General features: G+C 72.3%; 14 protein-coding genes. 7 read left to right on the top strand and 7 right to left on the bottom strand.

What is annotated here, in order from left to right:
- Positions 1–26 precede the first annotated feature (26 nt).
- The 4 genes from ACFY5B_RS16005 to rsmH all read right to left on the bottom strand — a co-directional run bounded on the left by ACFY5B_RS16005 (position 27) and on the right by rsmH (position 5134).
- Entirely contained in the window at positions 27–1547 is a 1521-nt protein-coding gene (locus ACFY5B_RS16005) for a UDP-N-acetylmuramoyl-L-alanyl-D-glutamate--2,6-diaminopimelate ligase (protein WP_389969337.1), read from the bottom strand.
- A 185-nt stretch (positions 1548–1732) separates the two neighbouring features.
- A complete protein-coding gene (locus ACFY5B_RS16000) occupies positions 1733–3691 on the bottom strand; it encodes a peptidoglycan D,D-transpeptidase FtsI family protein (protein ID WP_389969335.1) in 1959 nt (652 codons plus the stop codon).
- A 5-nt stretch (positions 3692–3696) separates the two neighbouring features.
- Positions 3697–4146, bottom strand: a complete 450-nt coding sequence (locus ACFY5B_RS15995) for a septum formation initiator family protein (protein ID WP_389969333.1) — start codon at positions 4144–4146, stop codon at positions 3697–3699.
- Positions 4147–4177: 31 nt separating this feature from the next.
- The gene (rsmH, locus tag ACFY5B_RS15990; protein WP_389969331.1) at positions 4178–5134 is read right to left on the bottom strand and encodes a 16S rRNA (cytosine(1402)-N(4))-methyltransferase RsmH; all 957 of its coding nucleotides are present in this window, start codon (positions 5132–5134) and stop codon (positions 4178–4180) included.
- Positions 5135–5520: 386 nt separating this feature from the next.
- On the opposite strand from rsmH, the gene ACFY5B_RS15985 reads away from it, so the two are divergent.
- From ACFY5B_RS15985 to ACFY5B_RS15970, 4 genes are all read left to right on the top strand, one after another.
- Positions 5521–6072, top strand: coding sequence for a beta-class carbonic anhydrase (locus ACFY5B_RS15985; protein WP_389969329.1), 552 nt, complete (start codon positions 5521–5523; stop codon positions 6070–6072).
- Positions 6073–6361: 289 nt separating this feature from the next.
- Complete coding sequence (locus tag ACFY5B_RS15980) at positions 6362–7438, top strand: AAA family ATPase (protein WP_389969327.1); 1077 nt, start codon at positions 6362–6364, stop codon at positions 7436–7438.
- Positions 7438–8799, top strand: a complete 1362-nt coding sequence (locus ACFY5B_RS15975; protein ID WP_389969325.1) for a DUF58 domain-containing protein — start codon at positions 7438–7440, stop codon at positions 8797–8799. The genes ACFY5B_RS15980 and ACFY5B_RS15975 overlap by 1 nt, the downstream gene beginning before the upstream one ends.
- Complete coding sequence (locus ACFY5B_RS15970) at positions 8799–11204, top strand: transglutaminaseTgpA domain-containing protein (protein ID WP_389969323.1); 2406 nt, start codon at positions 8799–8801, stop codon at positions 11202–11204. Before ACFY5B_RS15975 ends, ACFY5B_RS15970 begins: the two co-directional genes overlap by 1 nt.
- A gap of 171 nt (positions 11205–11375) precedes the next feature.
- Here the strand turns inward: ACFY5B_RS15970 and ACFY5B_RS15965 are convergent, their stop codons facing one another.
- The 3 genes from ACFY5B_RS15965 to ACFY5B_RS15955 all read right to left on the bottom strand — a co-directional run bounded on the left by ACFY5B_RS15965 (position 11376) and on the right by ACFY5B_RS15955 (position 13765).
- Positions 11376–11774: a DUF3040 domain-containing protein gene (locus ACFY5B_RS15965; protein WP_104779342.1), complete on the bottom strand. Its 399-nt coding sequence runs from the start codon at positions 11772–11774 to the stop codon at positions 11376–11378.
- Between the two features lie 278 nt (positions 11775–12052).
- Complete coding sequence (locus tag ACFY5B_RS15960) at positions 12053–12868, bottom strand: methyltransferase (RefSeq protein ID WP_389969321.1); 816 nt, start codon at positions 12866–12868, stop codon at positions 12053–12055.
- Positions 12869–13201: 333 nt separating this feature from the next.
- Positions 13202–13765: an SAV_6107 family HEPN domain-containing protein gene (locus tag ACFY5B_RS15955; protein ID WP_389969319.1), complete on the bottom strand. Its 564-nt coding sequence runs from the start codon at positions 13763–13765 to the stop codon at positions 13202–13204.
- Positions 13766–13933: 168 nt separating this feature from the next.
- On the opposite strand from ACFY5B_RS15955, the gene ACFY5B_RS15950 reads away from it, so the two are divergent.
- The 3 genes from ACFY5B_RS15950 (at position 13934) to ACFY5B_RS15940 (ending at position 17563) form a co-directional block, all read left to right on the top strand.
- Complete coding sequence (locus tag ACFY5B_RS15950; RefSeq protein ID WP_389969317.1) at positions 13934–14806, top strand: ATP-binding cassette domain-containing protein; 873 nt, start codon at positions 13934–13936, stop codon at positions 14804–14806.
- A complete protein-coding gene (locus tag ACFY5B_RS15945) occupies positions 14778–16862 on the top strand; it encodes a YhgE/Pip family protein (RefSeq protein WP_389969315.1) in 2085 nt (694 codons plus the stop codon). The genes ACFY5B_RS15950 and ACFY5B_RS15945 overlap by 29 nt, the downstream gene beginning before the upstream one ends.
- Positions 16863–16933: 71 nt before the next feature.
- Entirely contained in the window at positions 16934–17563 is a 630-nt protein-coding gene (locus ACFY5B_RS15940) for a TetR/AcrR family transcriptional regulator (RefSeq protein ID WP_389969313.1), read from the top strand.
- Positions 17564–17575: the final 12 nt, after the last annotated feature.

The following is a 17575-nucleotide window of genomic DNA, read 5'->3' as shown; positions in this document are numbered from 1 at the left end:
GTTCATCCCCTGGGTCTTCTGGATTTTCATCCCTGGGTCTTCTGGATGGCTTCGCGGAGCACCTGGCGGTCGTCGAAGGGACGGACCACCCCGGCGATGTCCTGGCCCTGCTCGTGGCCCTTGCCCGCGACCAGCACGGTGTCGCCGGGCTCGGCACGGGCCACGGCGGCGGCGATCGCCGCGGCCCGGTCCTCGAAGACCTGCACCTCGCCGCGCTCGTGCGCGGGCACGGACGCCGCGCCCTGGAGCATCGTGGCGAGGATCGCGAGGGGGTCCTCGCCGCGGGGGTTGTCGGAGGTCAGTGTGGCGGTGTCGGCGAGCCGGGCCGCCGCGGCGCCCATGGGCTCGCGCTTGGTCTTGTCCCGGTCGCCGCCGCAGCCGAGGACGATGTGCAGCCTGCCCTCGGTGACCTTGCGCAGGGCGCGCAGCACGGACTCGACGGCGTCGGTCTTGTGTGCGTAGTCGACGACCGCGAGGTAGGGCTGCCCGGCGTCCACGCGCTCCAGGCGGCCCGGGACGCCCGGGACGGCGGCGACGCCGTCGGCGGCGGCCTGCGGGTCGAGCCCGGCGACGGCGAGGGCGACGATCGCGGCGAGGGTGTTGGCCACGTTGAACGGCCCGGGCAGCGGTGACTTGGCGCTGATCCGCTCGCCCTTGGGGCCGATGACGGTGAACGTCGAGTCCAGCCGGCCGACCTGGACGTCCTCGGCGCGCCAGTCGGCGTCGGGGTGCCCCTCGGCGGAGTAGGTGACGACCGGGACGGTCGCTTCCTTCGCCAGCCTGCGGCCGTACTCGTCGTCGACGTTGACCACGCCGAGTTTGCCGCGGGCCGGCGTGAACAGCTGCGCCTTGGCCTGGAAGTAGTCCTCCATGCCCGAGTGGAACTCCATGTGTTCCGGGCTGAGGTTGGTGAAGACGCCGATGTCGAAGACGCAGCCGTCGACCCGGCCGAGGACCAGGGCGTGGCTGGAGACCTCCATGGCGACCGCGTCCACCCCGCGTTCGCGCATGACGGCGAACAGGGCCTGGAGGTCGGTGGCCTCGGGGGTGGTGCGCTCGGACTTGATGCGCTCGTCGCCGATGCGCATCTCGACCGTGCCGATGAGGCCGGTGGACCGAACCGTCTTCAGGCCGCCTTCGACGAGGTAGGCGGTGGTGGTCTTGCCGGAGGTGCCGGTGATGCCGATCTGGAGCAGGTCCCGGCCGGGGTGGCCGTAGATCGTGGCGGCCAGTTCGCCCATCTGTGCGCGTGGGTCGTCGACGACCAGGACCGGCAGGCCGGACGCGGCGGCGCGCTCGGCGCCCGTCGGGTCGGTCAGCACGGCGGCGGCGCCGAGGCCCGCGGCCTGGTTGACGAAGTCGGCGCCGTGCACCCGGGCTCCCGGGAGGGCGGCGTACAGGTCGCCGGGGCGCACGGCTCGCGAGTCGTGGGTGATGCCCGTGACCTCGGCGGCGCTCTCCGGCGTGGAAGCACCCAGCTGACCGGCGAGTTCCGCGAGGGGTGTGGCGGAGACCTGAACCGGCCTGGGCGGCCCGGGGTATGTCACGGGATGGCCCTTCTGGGTGGTTTGGGACTGATCAGCGTGTGGCACGGCGGTGAGCGTACCGGGCGTACCCGGCTCCGGGCGAAGTGAGGGGCCGGTGCTGCTCTGGTTGCCGGGGTCGGGGGTGATCGTCGTCACGGAGGTGGTCCTGGTGGCTCGGTGGGGTGATCAGGGCGGGTCGGCCTTGATCACTGCTTGAAGGAGACGGGCAGTTTCGCGGCCTGGGCGCCGGTCGGCGGGACCTGGAGGGACTTCAGTGCGAACTCCATGACCTTCTTGTAGACGGGCCCGCAGATCTGCCCGCCGAAGTAGCTGCCCCGGGTGGCGTTCTGGATGGCGCAGTAGACGGTGACACGGGGCTTGTCGGCGGGCGCGAACCCGGCGAACGACGAGGTGTAGCCGTGGTACTTGCCGGTGGCCGGATCCACTCGGTTGGCGGTACCCGTCTTGCCCGCGACGCGGTAGCCGGGGATGCGCGCCTTGGTGCCGGTGCCCTCCTCGTCGTCCACGACGGACTCCAGCATCTGGGCGAGGGTCTTCGCCGTTCTCTCGCTGACGACCCGGTTCTTCCCGGGCTTCGGAGCGGGCGTGAACCGACCGTCGGGGCCCCTGGTGCCGCGTACGAGGGTGGGCTGGATGCGGACGCCGCCGTTGGCGATGGTCGAGTACACGGAGGCCGCCTGCATGGCGTTGATGGAGACGCCCTGGCCGAAAGGGATCGTGTACTGCTGCGAGGTCGACCACTTGTCGGGCGGGGCGAGGATGCCCTTGGTCTCGCCGGGGAAGCCGAGCCCGGTGTAGCTGCCGAGGCCGAACCTGCGCAGGTAGTCGTAGAGGACCTTGTTGGCCTGGGCCTGCGTTTTTCCGAGCTGTCCGGTGGCGAGGATCGTGCCGATGTTGCTGGACTTGGCGAGGACGCCGTTGAGCGTGAGGTACCAGGTCGGGTGGTCGATGTCGTCCTTGAAGAGCCGGTCGCCGCGGTGCAGCCGGTTGGGCACGACCACGTGGGTCCCGGGTGTGGCGACGTTCTGCTGGAGGACGGCCGCCATCGACATGACCTTGGCGGTGGAGCCGGGCTCGAAGGCGTCCTGGACCGCGGCGTTGCCGAGCGCGGCCGGATCGGCGTCGGACAGGTCGTTCGGGTCGAAGCCGGGCGAGTTGGCCATGGCCAGGACCTGCCCGGTGCGGGTGTCCTGGACGATGACGTAGCCGCGGTCGGCCGCGGACTCCTTCACCTGCTCGCTGATGGCGTTCTGGGCGGCCCACTGGATGTCGCGGTCGATGGTGAGCTCGACGTCGCTGCCGGGGACGGCGGGTGTCTCGGTGGAGCCCGCGGTGGGCACGAGACGGCCGCCGGACTGCGCGTAGCGGATCTTGCCGTCCTTGCCGGCGAGCTGCTTGTTCAGCTGCAGCTCGATGCCGCCGCCGGGTTTGCCCTCGCCGTTGACCCAGCCCAGTATCCCGGCGGCCAGGTCGCCGCCGGGGTACACGCGCTTGCTGGTGGCGACGGAGAAGACGCCGGACAGGACGTTGGGCGTGGACTTGTCGGTCTCGGCCTTCTTGGCGAGTGCCGACTTGAGGTCCTTGATCTGCTTCCAGACCTGCGGGGTCTGGCGGGAGGCCAGCTTGACGTAGCGCAGGGCGGTGTTCTTCGGCCGCAGCTTCTTGACCAGGTCCTCCTGCTCCTGGCCGAGGATCGGCGCGAGGAGTGCGGCCGCCTGCTCGGGCCCGTCCGCGATCTTCAGCATGCCGGGGGCGAACATCGTGGGGTCGGCGGTGATGTCGTAGGCGTCCTCGCTGGTCGCGAGGGCCACACCGGACCGGTCCGTGATCTCGCCCCGGTCCGCGGCCAGCACCTGCCCGACGTACCGGTTCTGCTCGGCCTTGGCGGCGTATGTGCTCGCGTCGACGGCCTGCACCTGGAACAACCGCACGACGAAGGCGGTCAGGACCAGGGTCAGCGCGAGTCCCACCAGCCGCAGGCGGGGGCGCGGGCTGCCCAGCCGCAGCGGCTTGGACGCCGCCGGACGGCCCTGCCCCGGGCGCCGGGCCGGACGGGCGCCGGGGCCGGGGCGGCGCCGGGCGTCGGGGCGGGCGGGCCTTGCGGGGCCGGGCACGCGGCGACGCGGCGGTTGCCTGTCGGACACTTCCGTCACCTGCCGGGGGTCGGGGTGAGGCCGTTGGGCATGGCCTCGGGGGCGAGGACCAGAGGGGTGTGCGCTGCGGGCTGCCGGACACCGGGAGCGGCGCTGGGAACGCCTCTGACGGTGCCGTCGGGGTCGAGGAAGGCGGGGTCGCCGCCGGGCACCATGCCGAGCTCGCGGGCGCGGCGCTGCAGGGCGTCGGGGGCGGAGTAGGCGTCGACGTCCCGCTGGAGGGCCTGCTCCTCGTCGGTGAGGTTCTTGGTTCCGCGCTGGAGTTCGTCGAGTTGGAACGCGCCCTCGCTGAGGGCCGAGTTCAGTACCAGCAGGGCGATGAGACCGCCGCCGAGGAGGAGGACGACCAGGAGGACGAAAGGCGTGCGGGCCGCCTGCCCGGGGCCGGTCGGGAGGAGCCGCGCGAGTCGGGCCGCCCTCCCCTTCAGTTCGGGTTTGCCGCTCACGCACGCTCCCTCGGTCCGGCCTGCACACGCGTCACTCGACGTCCTCCCTGATGCGCTGGGCCCCGCGCAGTCGCGCCGGTGCCGCCCGCCGGTTCTCGGCGATCTCCTCTTCGGTGGGGAGTTCGGCACCGCGGGTGAGCAGCTTGAGCCGCGGCTGGTAGCGCTCGGGGACGACGGGCAGTCCGGGCGGCGCGGTGGTGGCTGCGCCGGCCGCGAAGACCTGCTTGACCAGCCGGTCCTCCAGCGAGTGGTACGACAGCACGGCGATCCGCCCGCCCACGTCGAGCGCCTTCACGGCGGCGGGGATCGCGCGTTCCAGCACGGAGAGCTCGCCGTTGACCTCGATGCGCAGGGCCTGGAAGGTGCGCTTGGCCGGGTTGCCGCCGGTGCGCTTGGCGGCCTGCGGAAGGGCGTCGCGGATCAGCTCGACCAAGCGCGCGCTGTTGCTGAACGGCTCCTTCTCCCGCTCCCGGACGATCGCGCTGACGATCCGCTTGGCCTGCTTCTCCTCGCCGTAGGCCCGCAGGATGCGCACGAGTTCGCCCGGTGGGTAGGTGTTGAGGACCTCGGCGGCGCTGACGCCGGTCGTCTGGTCCATGCGCATGTCGAGGGGAGCGTCCTGGGCGTAGGCGAAACCGCGGTCGGCCTCGTCGAGCTGCATGGAGGAGACGCCCAGGTCGAACAGGACGCCCTGCACGCGCGCGATGCCGAGCCTGTCGAGCACCTCGGGCAGTTCGTCGTAGACGGCGTGGACGAGGGTGGCGCGCTCGCCGTAGGGGGCGAGACGCTCGCCGGACAGGCGCAGGGCCTCCTTGTCGCGGTCGAGGGCGACGAGCCGGGCTTCGGGGAACCTCGCGAGCAGCGCCTCACTGTGGCCGCCGAGGCCGAGGGTGCAGTCGACGACCACGGAGTCCGGGCTTTCCAGGGCGGGTGCCAGCAGATCCAGGCACCGCTGGAGCATCACCGGGACGTGTCGACTCTGGCTCAAAGGGCCCTCTCAGATCCGGCACGGCCGTACGCACCGCCGGGTCCCCGCCCGCTCGTGGACATGTGGCCTGCCGGCGCCGGAAGCGTCAGCCGACCGGGAGCGGGAGAAGGCCGAGCCGTACGTACGCGCCGCGCACGCGGGGAGATCGCCGGGTCGTCGCCGTCATCTCCGAAGAATTCAGTCCAGCGGGGAGAGTCTCGCCTCCCGCTTCGCGTCACTTTAGTCCACGGTGTCGCCCGGTCAATCAACCGGCCTGCGCGTCGCCGCCGTTCGCCCGCCGACCAGGACAGGACCCTTGTGGGGTACCTCACAACCACCCCGCGGAGGCATTCTTTGTTCACTTCCACAGGAGGCCTGGACCGGGTGTGACCAGTAACGTCATGCCTATGACGACTTCTGCATCGGTACCCACGGGTTCGGAGAGCGCCATAGCAGCCGGAGGCACGGCCACCGACCGTATCGTCGAGGCGAACGCCCGGTACGCCGCTTCCTTCGGGCACGCCGGGATGGAGGCCGCGCCGGCCCTGCACGTGGCCGTCGTGGCCTGCATGGACGCCCGTCTCGACACGCTCGGCGCGCTGGGCCTGCAGCTCGGCGACTGCCACACCATCCGCAACGCGGGCGGCGTGGTCACCGACGACGTGATCCGCTCCCTCACCATCAGCCAGCGCAAGCTGGGCACGCGCAGCGTCGTCCTCGTCCACCACACCGGCTGCGGCATGGAGACGCTCACCGAGGACTTCCGCGGCGATCTGGAGGCCGAGGTCGGACAGCGTCCGTCGTGGGCGGTGGAGTCCTTCCAGGACGCCGACCAGGACGTACGGCAGTCCATGCAGCGGGTGCGCACCTCGCCCTTCCTGCCGCACACCGACGACGTGCGCGGATTCGTCTACGACGTGCGGACCGGCCTGCTGCGTGAGGTCGACCCGGCCTCTTGACCTGCGCGGCGGACGCGACCACCCCGGCCCGCCACCCCGCCGCAGCTGTCGGAATCCTGTCAGTCACGCGTTCGAATGGCCGTAAGACCGACATATCGCGGCCAGTTGTCCACAGTCGAGTGACACGAAACGGTAACGGCAGCAAGAATGCGGGAGTGACGTCACGCGGAACCTTTCACGCGTGGTGTCCGTGGTTCGGGGTGGGCCGGTCCGCGTCATGCGGCGTCGGCCCGGGAAAATGGGGTATTCCGTGCTTCCTGGGAGCACGGGAAAGGCCGAGGAGCGCCGGGTGACGACCTATGACGATCGAGCGAGCCATGGGGGTCCCCCAGCCCGAGATTTCTCGCGGGTGGGGGACGATCTGACCGCTGTGGTGGAGCGCGTACGGCAGTCGGTGGAAGGCGTGATCGAGGGCAAGCCCGAGGTCGTACGGCTCTCGCTGACCGTGCTGCTCGCCGAGGGACATCTGCTGATCGAGGACGTCCCGGGTGTCGGCAAGACGATGCTGGCCAAGGCGCTGGCGCGGTCCATCGACTGCTCGGTGCGGCGCATCCAGTTCACGCCCGACCTGCTGCCGTCGGACATCACGGGTGTGTCCATCTGGGACCAGCAGCGCCGTGACTTCGAGTTCAAGCCGGGCGCGATCTTCGCGCAGGTGGTGATCGGCGACGAGATCAACCGCGCCTCTCCCAAGACGCAGTCCGCGCTCCTGGAGTCGATGGAGGAGCGCCAGGTCACCATCGACGGCAAGACCTACGAGCTGCCCAGCCCCTTCATGGTGGTGGCGACGCAGAACCCGGTCGAGATGGAGGGCACCTACCCGCTGCCGGAGGCCCAGCGCGACCGCTTCATGGCCCGGGTCTCGGTCGGCTACCCGAGCGCGGAGGCCGAGCTGCAGATGCTGGACGTGCACGGCGGCGTCTCGCCGCTGCAGGACCTCCAGCCCGTGGCCCACGCGGACGAGATCCTCAAGCTCATCGAGGCGGTGCGCGGGGTGCACGTCGCCGAGCCGGTCCGGCGCTACGCCGTCGACCTGGTCGGCGCCACGCGCACGCACCCCGACCTGAGACTCGGCGCCTCCCCGCGCGCGACGCTGCACCTGCTGCGCGCGGCGAAGGCGTCCGCGGCCCTCAGCGGCCGGGAGTACGCGCTGCCGGACGACGTGCAGGCCCTCGCCGTCGCCGTCCTGGCCCACCGCCTGCTGCCCACCGCCCAGGCCCAGCTCAACCGGCGCACGGCCGAGCAGGTCGTCGAGGAGATCCTGCAGCGCACCCCGGTGCCGGCGGGGCCGCAGCAGCAGAGCGGCTTCGGCGGCCTGGGCCGTACGGCGCCCGCCTATCCCCAGCAGCAGCCGCGGAGGCTGTGATGACCACCGCGGGGGCGGGCCGGGCGGAAGCCGACCGGGGCGAGAAGGGCGGCGTCCGCACCGCTCTGGCCGGTCTGACCACCCGCGGACGTTCCTTCCTGGCCGCCGGCGTCGCGGCCGCGATCTGCAGTTACGTGCTCGGTCAGAGCGACCTGCTGCGCGTGGGGCTGCTGCTGGCGGTGCTGCCGCTGGTGTGCGCGGCGGTGCTGTACCGCACCCGCTACCGGGTCGCGGGCAGCCGCCGGCTCTCCCCCGCGCGCGTGCCCGCGGGCAGCGAGGCCCGGGTCCACCTGCGGATGGACAACGTCTCGCGGCTGCCCACGGGCCTGCTGATGCTCCAGGACAAGGTGCCGTACGTGCTCGGTCCGCGGCCCCGCTTCGTGCTCGACCGGGTGGAGGCGGGCGGCCGGCGCGAGGTGTCCTACCGGGTGCGCTCTGACCTGCGCGGCCGCTACCCGCTGGGCCCGCTCCAGCTGCGCCTGACCGACCCGTTCGGCATGTGCGAGCTGACCCGGTCCTTCTCGACGTACGACACCCTCACGGTCATCCCGCGCGTGGAGCCGCTGGCCCCGGTGCGCCTGGGCGGCGAGGCGAAGGGGTACGGCGACGGGCGGCAGCGTTCGCTCGCGCTGGCCGGCGAGGACGATGTCATCCCGCGCGGCTACCGCTACGGCGACGACCTGCGGCGCGTGCACTGGCGTTCCACCGCCCGCTACGGCGAGCTGATGGTGCGCCGCGAGGAACAGCCGCAACGCGCCCGCTGCACGGTGCTGCTGGACACCCGCGGCATCGCCTACCAGGGCGCGGGGCCGGACTCGCCCTTCGAGTGGGCCGTGTCGGGCGCCGCCTCGGTGCTGGTGCACATGCTCGAACGGGGCTACTCGGTACGGCTGCTGACGGACACCGGAAACGCGGTGCCCGGCGAGGGCGGTGACGGCTTCGCGGGCGCGAGCCAGGAGTCGGCGGACGCGGCCGGGCTGATGATGGACACCCTCGCGGTGATCGACCATTCCGACGGCGCGGGCCTGTCCCGGGCCTACGACGTGCTGCGCAGTGGGAACGAGGGGCTGCTGGTGGCGTTCCTCGGCGACCTGGACGAGGAGCAGGCGGCCGTGCTGGGCCGGATGCGGCAGCGCAGCCCGGGGGCGGTCGCCTTCGTGCTGGACAGCGGCACCTGGGTGCGGGAACCGAGCGACGTGTCCGGCCCGTTGGACGGGAGCGGAGACCGGCTGCGCATGCTGCGCGAGGCGGGCTGGACGGCTCTGCGCGTGCCGCGGGGTGCCTCCATGGACGAGCTGTGGCGGCTGGCGGACCGGGAGCGCAGGGGTGTGGCCGCCGCGAGCGGCGGGGAGGGACCGTGATGAGCGGGCGGGTACGACTGACGCTGGGCGCCTGGGCGGCCACACTGATGGCCGCGTGCGCCCTGCTGCCCCTCGTCCGGCCGGCCACGTGGATCGTGCAGGCGGCTTTCCTGCTGGCGCTGCAGTCGGGCGTGGGAGCCGCCGCCCGCCGGGTGCCACTGGCCCGGCCGCTGACGGTGGCGGCGCAGGCCGTGGTCACCGTGATGCTGCTGACCTTCGTGTTCGCCCGTGAGCAGGCCCTGGCCGGGCTGATCCCGGGGCCGCAGGCCTTCGACCGCTTCACGCTCCTGCTCCAGCAGGGCGGTGACGACATCGCGCGGTACGCGATCCCGGCGCCCCTGGAGTCCGACGGCATACGGCTGATGCTCCTGGGCGGGGTCCTGATCATCGGACTGCTGGTGGACACCCTCGCGGTGACCTTCCGCAGCGCCGCTCCGGCCGGGCTGCCCCTGCTCGCCCTGTACTCCGTGGCGGCGGGGCTGTCCGACGGGGGCACGGACTGGCTGTGGTTCGTGGTGGCGGCGGCCGGCTATCTGATGCTGCTGCTGGCCGAGGGGCGGGACCGGCTCTCGCAGTGGGGAAGGGTCTTCGGCGGTGCCCCGCGCACGGCGGGCGGGGAGCCGAGCGGTGCGGTCGCCCCGGTCCGCACCGGCCGGCGCATAGGCGTCGTCGCGCTGGGCATCGCCCTGGTGGTGCCGCTCGGCCTGCCCGCGATGAACGGCGGCCTGCTGGACACCGTGGGAGCGGGCGCGGGCGGCGGATCCGGCGGCGGGGGCACGATCTCCGCCGTCAACCCGCTGGTGTCGCTGCGGGACAGCCTGAACGCGGACGAGGACCAGCAGGTCCTGTCCGTGCGGACCAAGACGGCGGACGTCTCGGACCTGTATCTGCGGATCGTGTCCCTGGACGACTTCGACGGCACCACGTGGAAGCCGTCCCGGCGGTCCATCACCGCCGTCCCCGACGGCACCTTCCCGGCCCCGGTCGGCCTCAGCCCGGACGTCAAGCGCACGGAGTTCGACACCACGATCACGGCGGCCGGCTGGTACGCCCAGGACTGGCTGCCCATGCCGTACCCGCCGAGCGGCGTGCGCATCAGCGGCAACTGGCGGTACGAGCCGCAGGGCATGACCCTGGTCGGCGACCACGGGCAGAACACGCGCGGCCTGACGTACCAGGTCAAGAGCCTGAACGTGCAGCCGACGGCGGAGCAGCTCGCCGCGGCGGGACCGGCGCCCGGGGACATCGAGCGCGACTTCACGAAGCTGCCCGACTCGCTGCCGTCGGTGGTGGCCCGCACCGCCCGCAAGGTCACCGCGGGCGCGGCCAACCCGTACGACCAGGCGGTCAAGCTCCAGGACTGGTTCGCCGTGACCGGCGGCTTCGAGTACGACACGCAGGTGCAGGTCGGCAGCGGCTCACAGGCGATCGCCCGCTTCCTGAAGGACAAGCAGGGCTTCTGCGTGCACTTCTCCTTCGCGATGGCGGCGATGGCCCGTTCCCTGGGCATACCGGCACGGGTCGCGGTGGGCTTCGCACCCGGTTCCCCGCAGGCGGACGGCTCGGTGTCGGTGGGGCTGCGGGACGCGCACGCCTGGCCCGAGCTGTACTTCGAGGGCGTGGGATGGACCCGCTTCGAGCCGACTCCGAACCGCGGCTCGATACCGTCGTACACCCTGCCCGACAACCCCGGCAGTTCTGTGCCGGACCCCTCGCGTCCCTCCCAGTCGGCGTCGGCCGCGCCCTCCACCGCGCCCTCGGCGAGTGACAGCTGCACGCCGGAGCAGAAGAAGCTGGGCGGCTGCGCGAGCGAATCACCGCAGGCGGCGCTGCCCACGGACGACGACGGCCCGAAGTGGTACGCGTTCCTGGTGTGGGCCCTGGCCGGTCTCGCCGTTCTCGCGCTCCCCCTGGCACCGATGCTGTGGCGGCTGCGGACACGGTCGGCACGGCTGGGGGCGCACGGCCGCGGCGAGGCGGACACGGGGCCGCACACCCTGGCCGTCTGGCAGGAGCTGACCGACACGGCGTGGGACTTCGGCATCACGCCGGACGAGTCACAGACACCGCGCAAGGCGGCCGCCCGTATGGTCCGCCTCGGCGATCTCGACGCGACGGCCGCGGCCTCGGTGCACCGGGTGGCGAACGCGGTGGAGCAGGTGCTGTACGCACCGCACCCGCGTCCCGTGGCGGGCCTCACGGACGACGTCCGCCGTGCCACGGCGGGCCTCGGCGCGGCGGCCGGCCGGCCGGCCAGGCTCCGCGCGCTTCTGGCCCCCCGCTCCACCGCGCGTGTGGTGTGGGCGGCGTCGGCCTGGTGGACGAGGGTCCGGGAGCGCGCCGTGGCGCTGCGGCCGACGTGGCGGAAGGCCTCGGGCAGCAAGGCTGAGGGCGCCGCAGGCTGAGGGCGCCGCAGGCCGAGAATCGGCCTTGGGCGCTGCGGGCCGAGAATCGGCCTTGCCGAGGCCTGGCAGGGCCGAACCATGGCATACGCAAACGTCAGGGGGTGACCACCGGGTCGGTGGTCACCCCCTGACCTACGTGTTCATGTGGTCCTGGAGAGGTTGCGCTGGGGGCTAATGGCCACCCTGTTCGTCGCGGCGCTTCTGCCAGCGCTGCTCTATGCGGTCCATCACCGAGCGGCGCTGCCGACCCTGGGGGCGGGCCTGGTGTCCGGCGGCACCGGACGCCTGCTCACCCGGCTTGGGGGCCTTGCGCCAGCCGGTCACGGCGAGCACCGCACAGCCCAGCATGACGAGGAAGCCCACGACGCTGAGCCAGACCTGCTTGGCGACCATTCCAGCCATGAGGAGCGCGATACCTACGAGGAAGCCCGCGACCGCCTGGTAGACCCGTCGCCGGGTGTACGTGCGCAGCCCGCTTCCCTCAAGCGCTGTCGCGAACTTGGGATCTTCGGCGTACAGCGCTCGCTCCATTTGCTCGAGCATGCGCTGCTCGTGCTCCGAGAGCGGCACGGAGTCCTCCTCATCGTGCAGTCGCCGGGGCGACCCGGGGGGTCCCTTCAGGATAGGCAGGGAATCGCCCCCGTGAAACCCGCCCCTCTGCGCCAATTGACCAACCGGGACCCGCCATGGGGATCCGGCTCGCTGAGGCTTCCATTCCCCGGCGGCCGACCCGTCATGCCGGAACGGTCTCCCTCGATCATACGGCGCGTCGTCCCCATTCGGGGGGCCTGTGGCGTACTCCATGCGCAGCCAACGCGCTGATCAGCGGTGGTGCCTCAGGAGGAGGCTCAGGCCTCGACCGCCCCATCGGTCTCGCCGGTCCCACCGGTCCCACCTGTTTCAGCCGCCTCACCGGTCTCACCCAGGACGTGCAGCTGCATGGCCACCGAGTGGAACGCGGGGAGCTCGGCGGCCGCCTCCTCCAGTTTCAGCAGTGCTTCCAGGGCTCCGGGCTCGGTGTCCACGAGGACGCCGGGCACGAGGTCGGCGAAGACCCGAACGCCGTGCACGGCACCTACGCGCAGGCCCGCTCCCTCGACCAGTCCCGTGAGCTGCTCGGTGGTGAAGCGGCGCGGCACGGGGTCACCCGCGCCCCATCGTCCGTTCGGGTCGTCGAGCGCCTGCCGGGCCTCCTTGAAGTGCCCGGCGAGGGCGCGGGACAGCACGGCACCGCCCAGTCCGGCGGCGAGCAGGCTGAGGACGCCCTCCGGGCGCAGGGCCGCCACCGCGTTGCGGACGCCCTCGGCCGGGTCGTCCACGTACTCCAGGACGCCGTGGCACAGCACCACGTCGTAGCCACCGCGCTCGGCCACGTCGAAGAGGCCGTGGGCGTCGCCCTGGACACCCTTGACGCGGTCGGCCACGCCGGCTTCGGCGGCCCGGCGCTCCAGGGCGAACAGGGCGTTGGGGCTGGGGTCGACGACGGTGACCCGGTGGCCGAGGCGGGCGACGGGCACCGCGAAGTTGCCGCTGCCGCCTCCGGTGTCGAGGACGTCCAGCGACTCCCGACCCGCGGCCTTGACCCGGCGGTCCAGGGCGTCCTGGAGGACCTCCCAGACCACGGCGGTACGGAGTGAGGCGCGGGGGCGCATCGGGTCCGACACGGCAGTTGACTCCTCGGCGCGGCACCGCCTCTTGCACGGCGGCGCGAACGGGGCGTCTTCCCCGGCCCCTGCCACGGGGAGGGAAGACTTCAGGCGTCCCCCACCCTATTGCCTAGGCCGGGGCGTGCGGATGACCCGGTCCCGGGATGCCCACGACCCGGGCTTTGCAGCGCGGCGCCTCGTCCCGCACGGACGCCGCCCGCCACCGCCGGACCCGGAACACCGCCGGACCCGGAACACCGCCCGACCCGGAACACCGCCCGACCCGGACCACCGCCGGACCCAAACCACCGCCGGACCCGGGCACCGCCGAATCCCTGCCGCGCGGCTCGGTCAACCCGCGTCCGGCATGTCACTCCCCGCGCCGGGGCCCTCCGGCCGGTCGTGGTCCGGGCGGGGCTGTGGGAGGACCGGCTGGAGGACCAGCATCCGCTCGACGAGGCGCAGGAACATCGCCACGTCGCGTATCAGGTCGTCGGCGTCCCGGCCGGTGGCCGCGCCCTCGATGCCGGCTTCGGCGCGGGCGCGGCGCCTGGCGCCGGAGGCGAACAGCGCGCTCCACTCGGTCAGTTCGGGTGCGATCTCGGGGAGCACTTCCCAGGCGCTCCGGATCTTGGCCCGGGCCCGGGGCGAGGTCTCCGGGCGGCCCCGGGCCGCGAGCACCGCCGCGGCGGTGCGCAGGGCGGCGAGGTGGGCCCTCGAGTAGCGCTCGTTCGCTGTCTCCAGGGATGTGGCCTCGTCGAGGCTGGCGCGGGCCTGGGCGAGCAGGTCGAGGGCGGCGGGCGGGGCCGTGGCCCGGCGCAGCACGGGGTGCACGTCGCTCGCCGGGCCGGTCAGTGAGGGGGCAGGGCCGGTGGCGCGGCGCCGGCGGGCGGCTGCTGCGTGATAGCTGGCCATGACGAACCTCCTGTCGTCTGGGTGACGGCACGTCCGGTCACGGAGTGCCGTATGTGACCCATCGTGAGGTATGGCACTGACAATCCGTTCTGACCTGCTGTTTTGCTTCGCTCGTAGGTTCGGAGTAGTTTTTGCACTGACCAGTCAGTTCAAATTCAGGGGAGTCTCGTGGGGGAACAGGCGGGAGGGGTGCGGATCGCCGCCGACGGCCTCGGGATCAAGGGGCCACGGGGGTGGGCGGTCCGCGAGGTCTCCGTCGACGCCGAGCCGGGTGCGCTCGTCGCGGTCGAGGGCCCGTCCGGGTCCGGCCGGACGTGCCTGCTGCTGGCGCTGACGGGGCGGATGAAGGTCTCGGAGGGCACGGCAGCCGTGGGCGACGCGAGGCTGCCGAAGCAGATGGCGGCCGTGCGCGGCATCAGCGCGCTGGCGCACGTCCCCGGGGTCACCGACCTCGACCCCGCACTGACCGTCGGCGAGCACCTGCGGGAACGGGCGCTGCTGCAGCGGCGGTTCGGCGCATCGCTGCGCGGGCTGTTGCGGCCCCGCGGCGAGCGGGCGGCCGAGGCCCGACGGCGCGTCGACGCCGCGCTGGAGGCGGCCGGGCTCGACCTGGAGTCCCTGCCCAAGGGGCCGCGCACGGCCGTACGGGATCTGGAGCGCCTGGAGGCGCTGCGGCTGTCGATCGCGCTCGCGCTCGTCGGCGGGCCGCGGCTGCTCGGCGTCGACGACGCCGACCTCAAGCTCTCGGACGGTGAGCGGGAGGAGGTCCGGGCGCTGCTCAGGTCCCTGGCCGACGCGGGGACGACGGTGGTGGCGGTGTTCGGCGAGGCCCCCGAGGGTGCAGTCAGGGTCTCCACCGCGCAGAGCCATGAAAACCCGGCCCCCGGGGACGACCGGCCGGGCGAGGCCGAGACGACCGACCAGCCGGACCAGGCCGAGAAGGCCGATGAGCCGGACCAGGCTGACCAAACTGACCAGGCTGACCAGGCTGACCAGGGAGAGGAGACGGCCGATGCGCTCGCCGAGACTGGCCGCGCTTGAGTTGCGCCGCTTCGGGCGCGGGAAGCTGCCGCGCGCCGCTCTGGTCGCGCTGCTGGTGCTGCCGCTGCTGTACGGCGCGCTGTACCTGTGGTCGTTCTGGGACCCGTACGGCCGTCTGGACAAGATCCCGGTGGCGTTGGTGAACGACGACAAGGGGGCGACCGCCGACGGGAAGAAGATCACGGCGGGCGACGACATCACGAAGGGCCTGCACGACAGCAAGACCTTCGACTGGCAGGAAGTGAGTGCCGCCGAGGCCCGCAGGGGCGTCGAGGACGGCACCTTCTACCTGTCGCTCACCCTGCCCGCCGACTTCAGCGAGCGGATCGCCTCCAGCTCGGGGAACAGCCCGGAGACCGGCGCCCTCCAGGTGCACACGAACGACGCGAACAACTACATCGTCGGGCAGATCTCCCGGACGGTCTTCAGCGAGGTCCGGCAGGCGGCGTCCACGAAGACGTCCCGGTCGTTCCTGGACAAGATCTTCGTGTCGTTCTCCGACATCCACGGCAAGACCGTGAAGGCGGCGGAGGGCGCCGACCGGCTCAACGGCGGTATCGACAAGGCCGAGAAGGGCTCCAAGGACCTCGCCGACGGCCTGAAGGACGCCAAGGGCGTCAGCGGCAAGCTCGCCACCGGCCTGAAGAAGCTCCACACGGGCGCGGGCGACCTGGAGGACGGCTCGAAACAGGTCGCGGAAGGCACACAGAAGCTCGCCGACCGGGTCAACGGCACCGCCGACAAGGTCGGCCCCTTCCTCAAGGGCAACGAGAAGACCATCGGGGACACCGCCCAGCTGGTCGCCGACTCCTCCGGGGTGATCCGCAAGCACCTGGACACCCTGGTGAAGACGGCCCCGACCGCCGCCAAGGGCGCCCGGGCGGCCTCCGGCACGCTGAACGACGTCTACGCCCGGCGCTGTGACGATCCCGTCCTGCCCGACGCGGCCTGCTCCGACCTGAAGAAGGCCAAGGACGCGGCCGCCGACGTGACCACCATCGCGGACGACCTCAACACGCTGATCGCGGACCAGAACGGCGACCTCGACAAGCTCGACAAGAACCTCGCCACCCTCCAGAAGCAGTCCCAGGCCCTCGCGAACCGCGCACCGCGCCTCTCCGAGGACCTCACCGACGCCGTCAAGAAGATCAACGCGCTGAACGACGGGGCGGCCGAGGTCGCCGCCGGCGCGAAGAAGCTGCACAAGGGCATCGGCACGGCCAAGACCGGGGCCGTCGGCCTGGACAAGGGCGTCGGCAAGCTGAAGACGGGCGCGGACGACCTCAACGGCGGCATCTTCAAGCTCGTCGACGGCTCCGGGAAGCTCGCCGGCGGCCTGCACGACGGGGCGGAGAAGATCCCCGACTACGACGAGCAGGACCGCGACCGGCGCACCGAGGTCATGGCCGACCCCGTGCGGCTCGCCTCCCAGGACCTGCACAAGGCGCCCAACTACGGCACCGGGTTCGCACCGTACTTCATCCCGCTGTCCCTGTGGGTGGGTGCGATGGTGGCGTACATGCTGATCGCGCCCATGAACCGGCGAGCGCTGGCCGCGGGCGCCCCGGCGTGGCGCATCGCACTGTCGGGCTGGCTGCCGGTGGTGGCGATCGGGGTGCTGCAGACGGCGGCGCTGATGTCGGTGCTGCACTGGGCGGTCGGCCTGGAGATGGCCCGGGCGGCCGGGACGGTGGGCTTCCTGTTCCTGGTGACGGCGTGCTTCGCGGCGATCGTGCAGTGGCTGAACGCGCGCTTCGGGGCGGCGGGCCGGATCCTGGTCCTCGCGCTGCTGATGCTCCAGCTGACCTCGGCGGGCGGCACGTACCCCGTGCAGACCAGCCCCGGGTTCTTCAACGCGCTCCACCCGTTCCTGCCGATGAGCTACGTCGTCGAGGCACTCAGGCGGCTCATCACCGGCGGTGGACTCGAACCGGTGTGGCAGGCGTGCGTGGTGCTGACGGCGTTCACCGCGGGCGCCCTCGCGCTGACCGCCGTGGCGGCCCGCCGCCGTCAGGTGTGGACGCTGGACCGGCTGCACCCGGAGCTGAGCCTGTGAGCCCCACCGCCGTGCCCGCCGGCCTCCCCACCGTCACGTCCCCCGGAAAGGTTCCTGTGACAATCAGGGCCATGGAAAGCAGCAGTGCCGCGTCGGGCGGCAGCACGCGCCGCGAGGCCACCCGGCAGAAGCTCTACGAGGCGGCCGTCACGCTCATCGCCGAGCAGGGGTTCTCCGCCACGACCGTGGACGAGATCGCCGAGCGTGCCGGGGTCGCGAAGGGCACGGTCTATTACAACTTCGCGAGCAAGTCCGTCCTCTTCGAGGAACTGCTGCGGCACGGGGTAGGTCTGCTGACCGCCTCCCTGCGCGAGGCGGCCGAGCGGACCGCGCTGGAGGGCGGCGGCAAGGTCGACGCCCTGGACGCGATGATCCGCGCGGGGCTGGTCTTCATCGACCGCTACCCGGCCTTCACCCAGCTGTACGTCGCCGAGCTGTGGCGCACCAACCGGACCTGGCAGTCCACCCTGATGGTGGTCCGCCAGCAGGCCGTCGCGGTCGTGGAGGACGTGCTGCGGGACGGCGTCGCGGGCGGTGAGTTCAGCGAGGAGATCGACGTGCCGCTGACGGCGGCCGCACTGGTCGGCATGGTCCTGGTCGCCGCGCTCGACTGGAAGTCGTTCCAGCCCGAGCGTTCCCTGGACGACGTCCACGCGGCCCTGTCGCGGCTGCTCCAGGGGCGGGTGAGCGGCTGCCGCTGACCCACCGTCGCG

It is taken from the genome of Streptomyces sp. NPDC013187 (assembly GCF_042899705.1).
In the GTDB taxonomy this organism is placed as follows: Bacteria; Actinomycetota; Actinomycetes; order Streptomycetales; family Streptomycetaceae; genus Streptomyces; species Streptomyces hawaiiensis_A.
This window is presented reverse-complemented; position numbering and strand designations above follow the sequence as displayed.

Excerpts from the sequence above, each read along its gene's own strand:
- ACFY5B_RS15975 (WP_389969325.1), top strand. The coding sequence starts at position 7,438 with ATGACCACCGCGGGGGCGGGCCGGGCGGAAGCCGACCGGGGCGAGAAG.
- ACFY5B_RS15955 (WP_389969319.1), bottom strand. The coding sequence starts at position 13,765 with ATGGCCAGCTATCACGCAGCAGCCGCCCGCCGGCGCCGCGCCACCGGC.
- ACFY5B_RS15940 (WP_389969313.1), top strand. The coding sequence starts at position 16,934 with ATGGAAAGCAGCAGTGCCGCGTCGGGCGGCAGCACGCGCCGCGAGGCC.
- ACFY5B_RS15970 (WP_389969323.1), top strand. The coding sequence starts at position 8,799 with ATGAGCGGGCGGGTACGACTGACGCTGGGCGCCTGGGCGGCCACACTG.
- ACFY5B_RS15945 (WP_389969315.1), top strand. The coding sequence starts at position 14,778 with ATGCGCTCGCCGAGACTGGCCGCGCTTGAGTTGCGCCGCTTCGGGCGC.
- ACFY5B_RS15985 (WP_389969329.1), top strand. The coding sequence starts at position 5,521 with ATGACGACTTCTGCATCGGTACCCACGGGTTCGGAGAGCGCCATAGCA.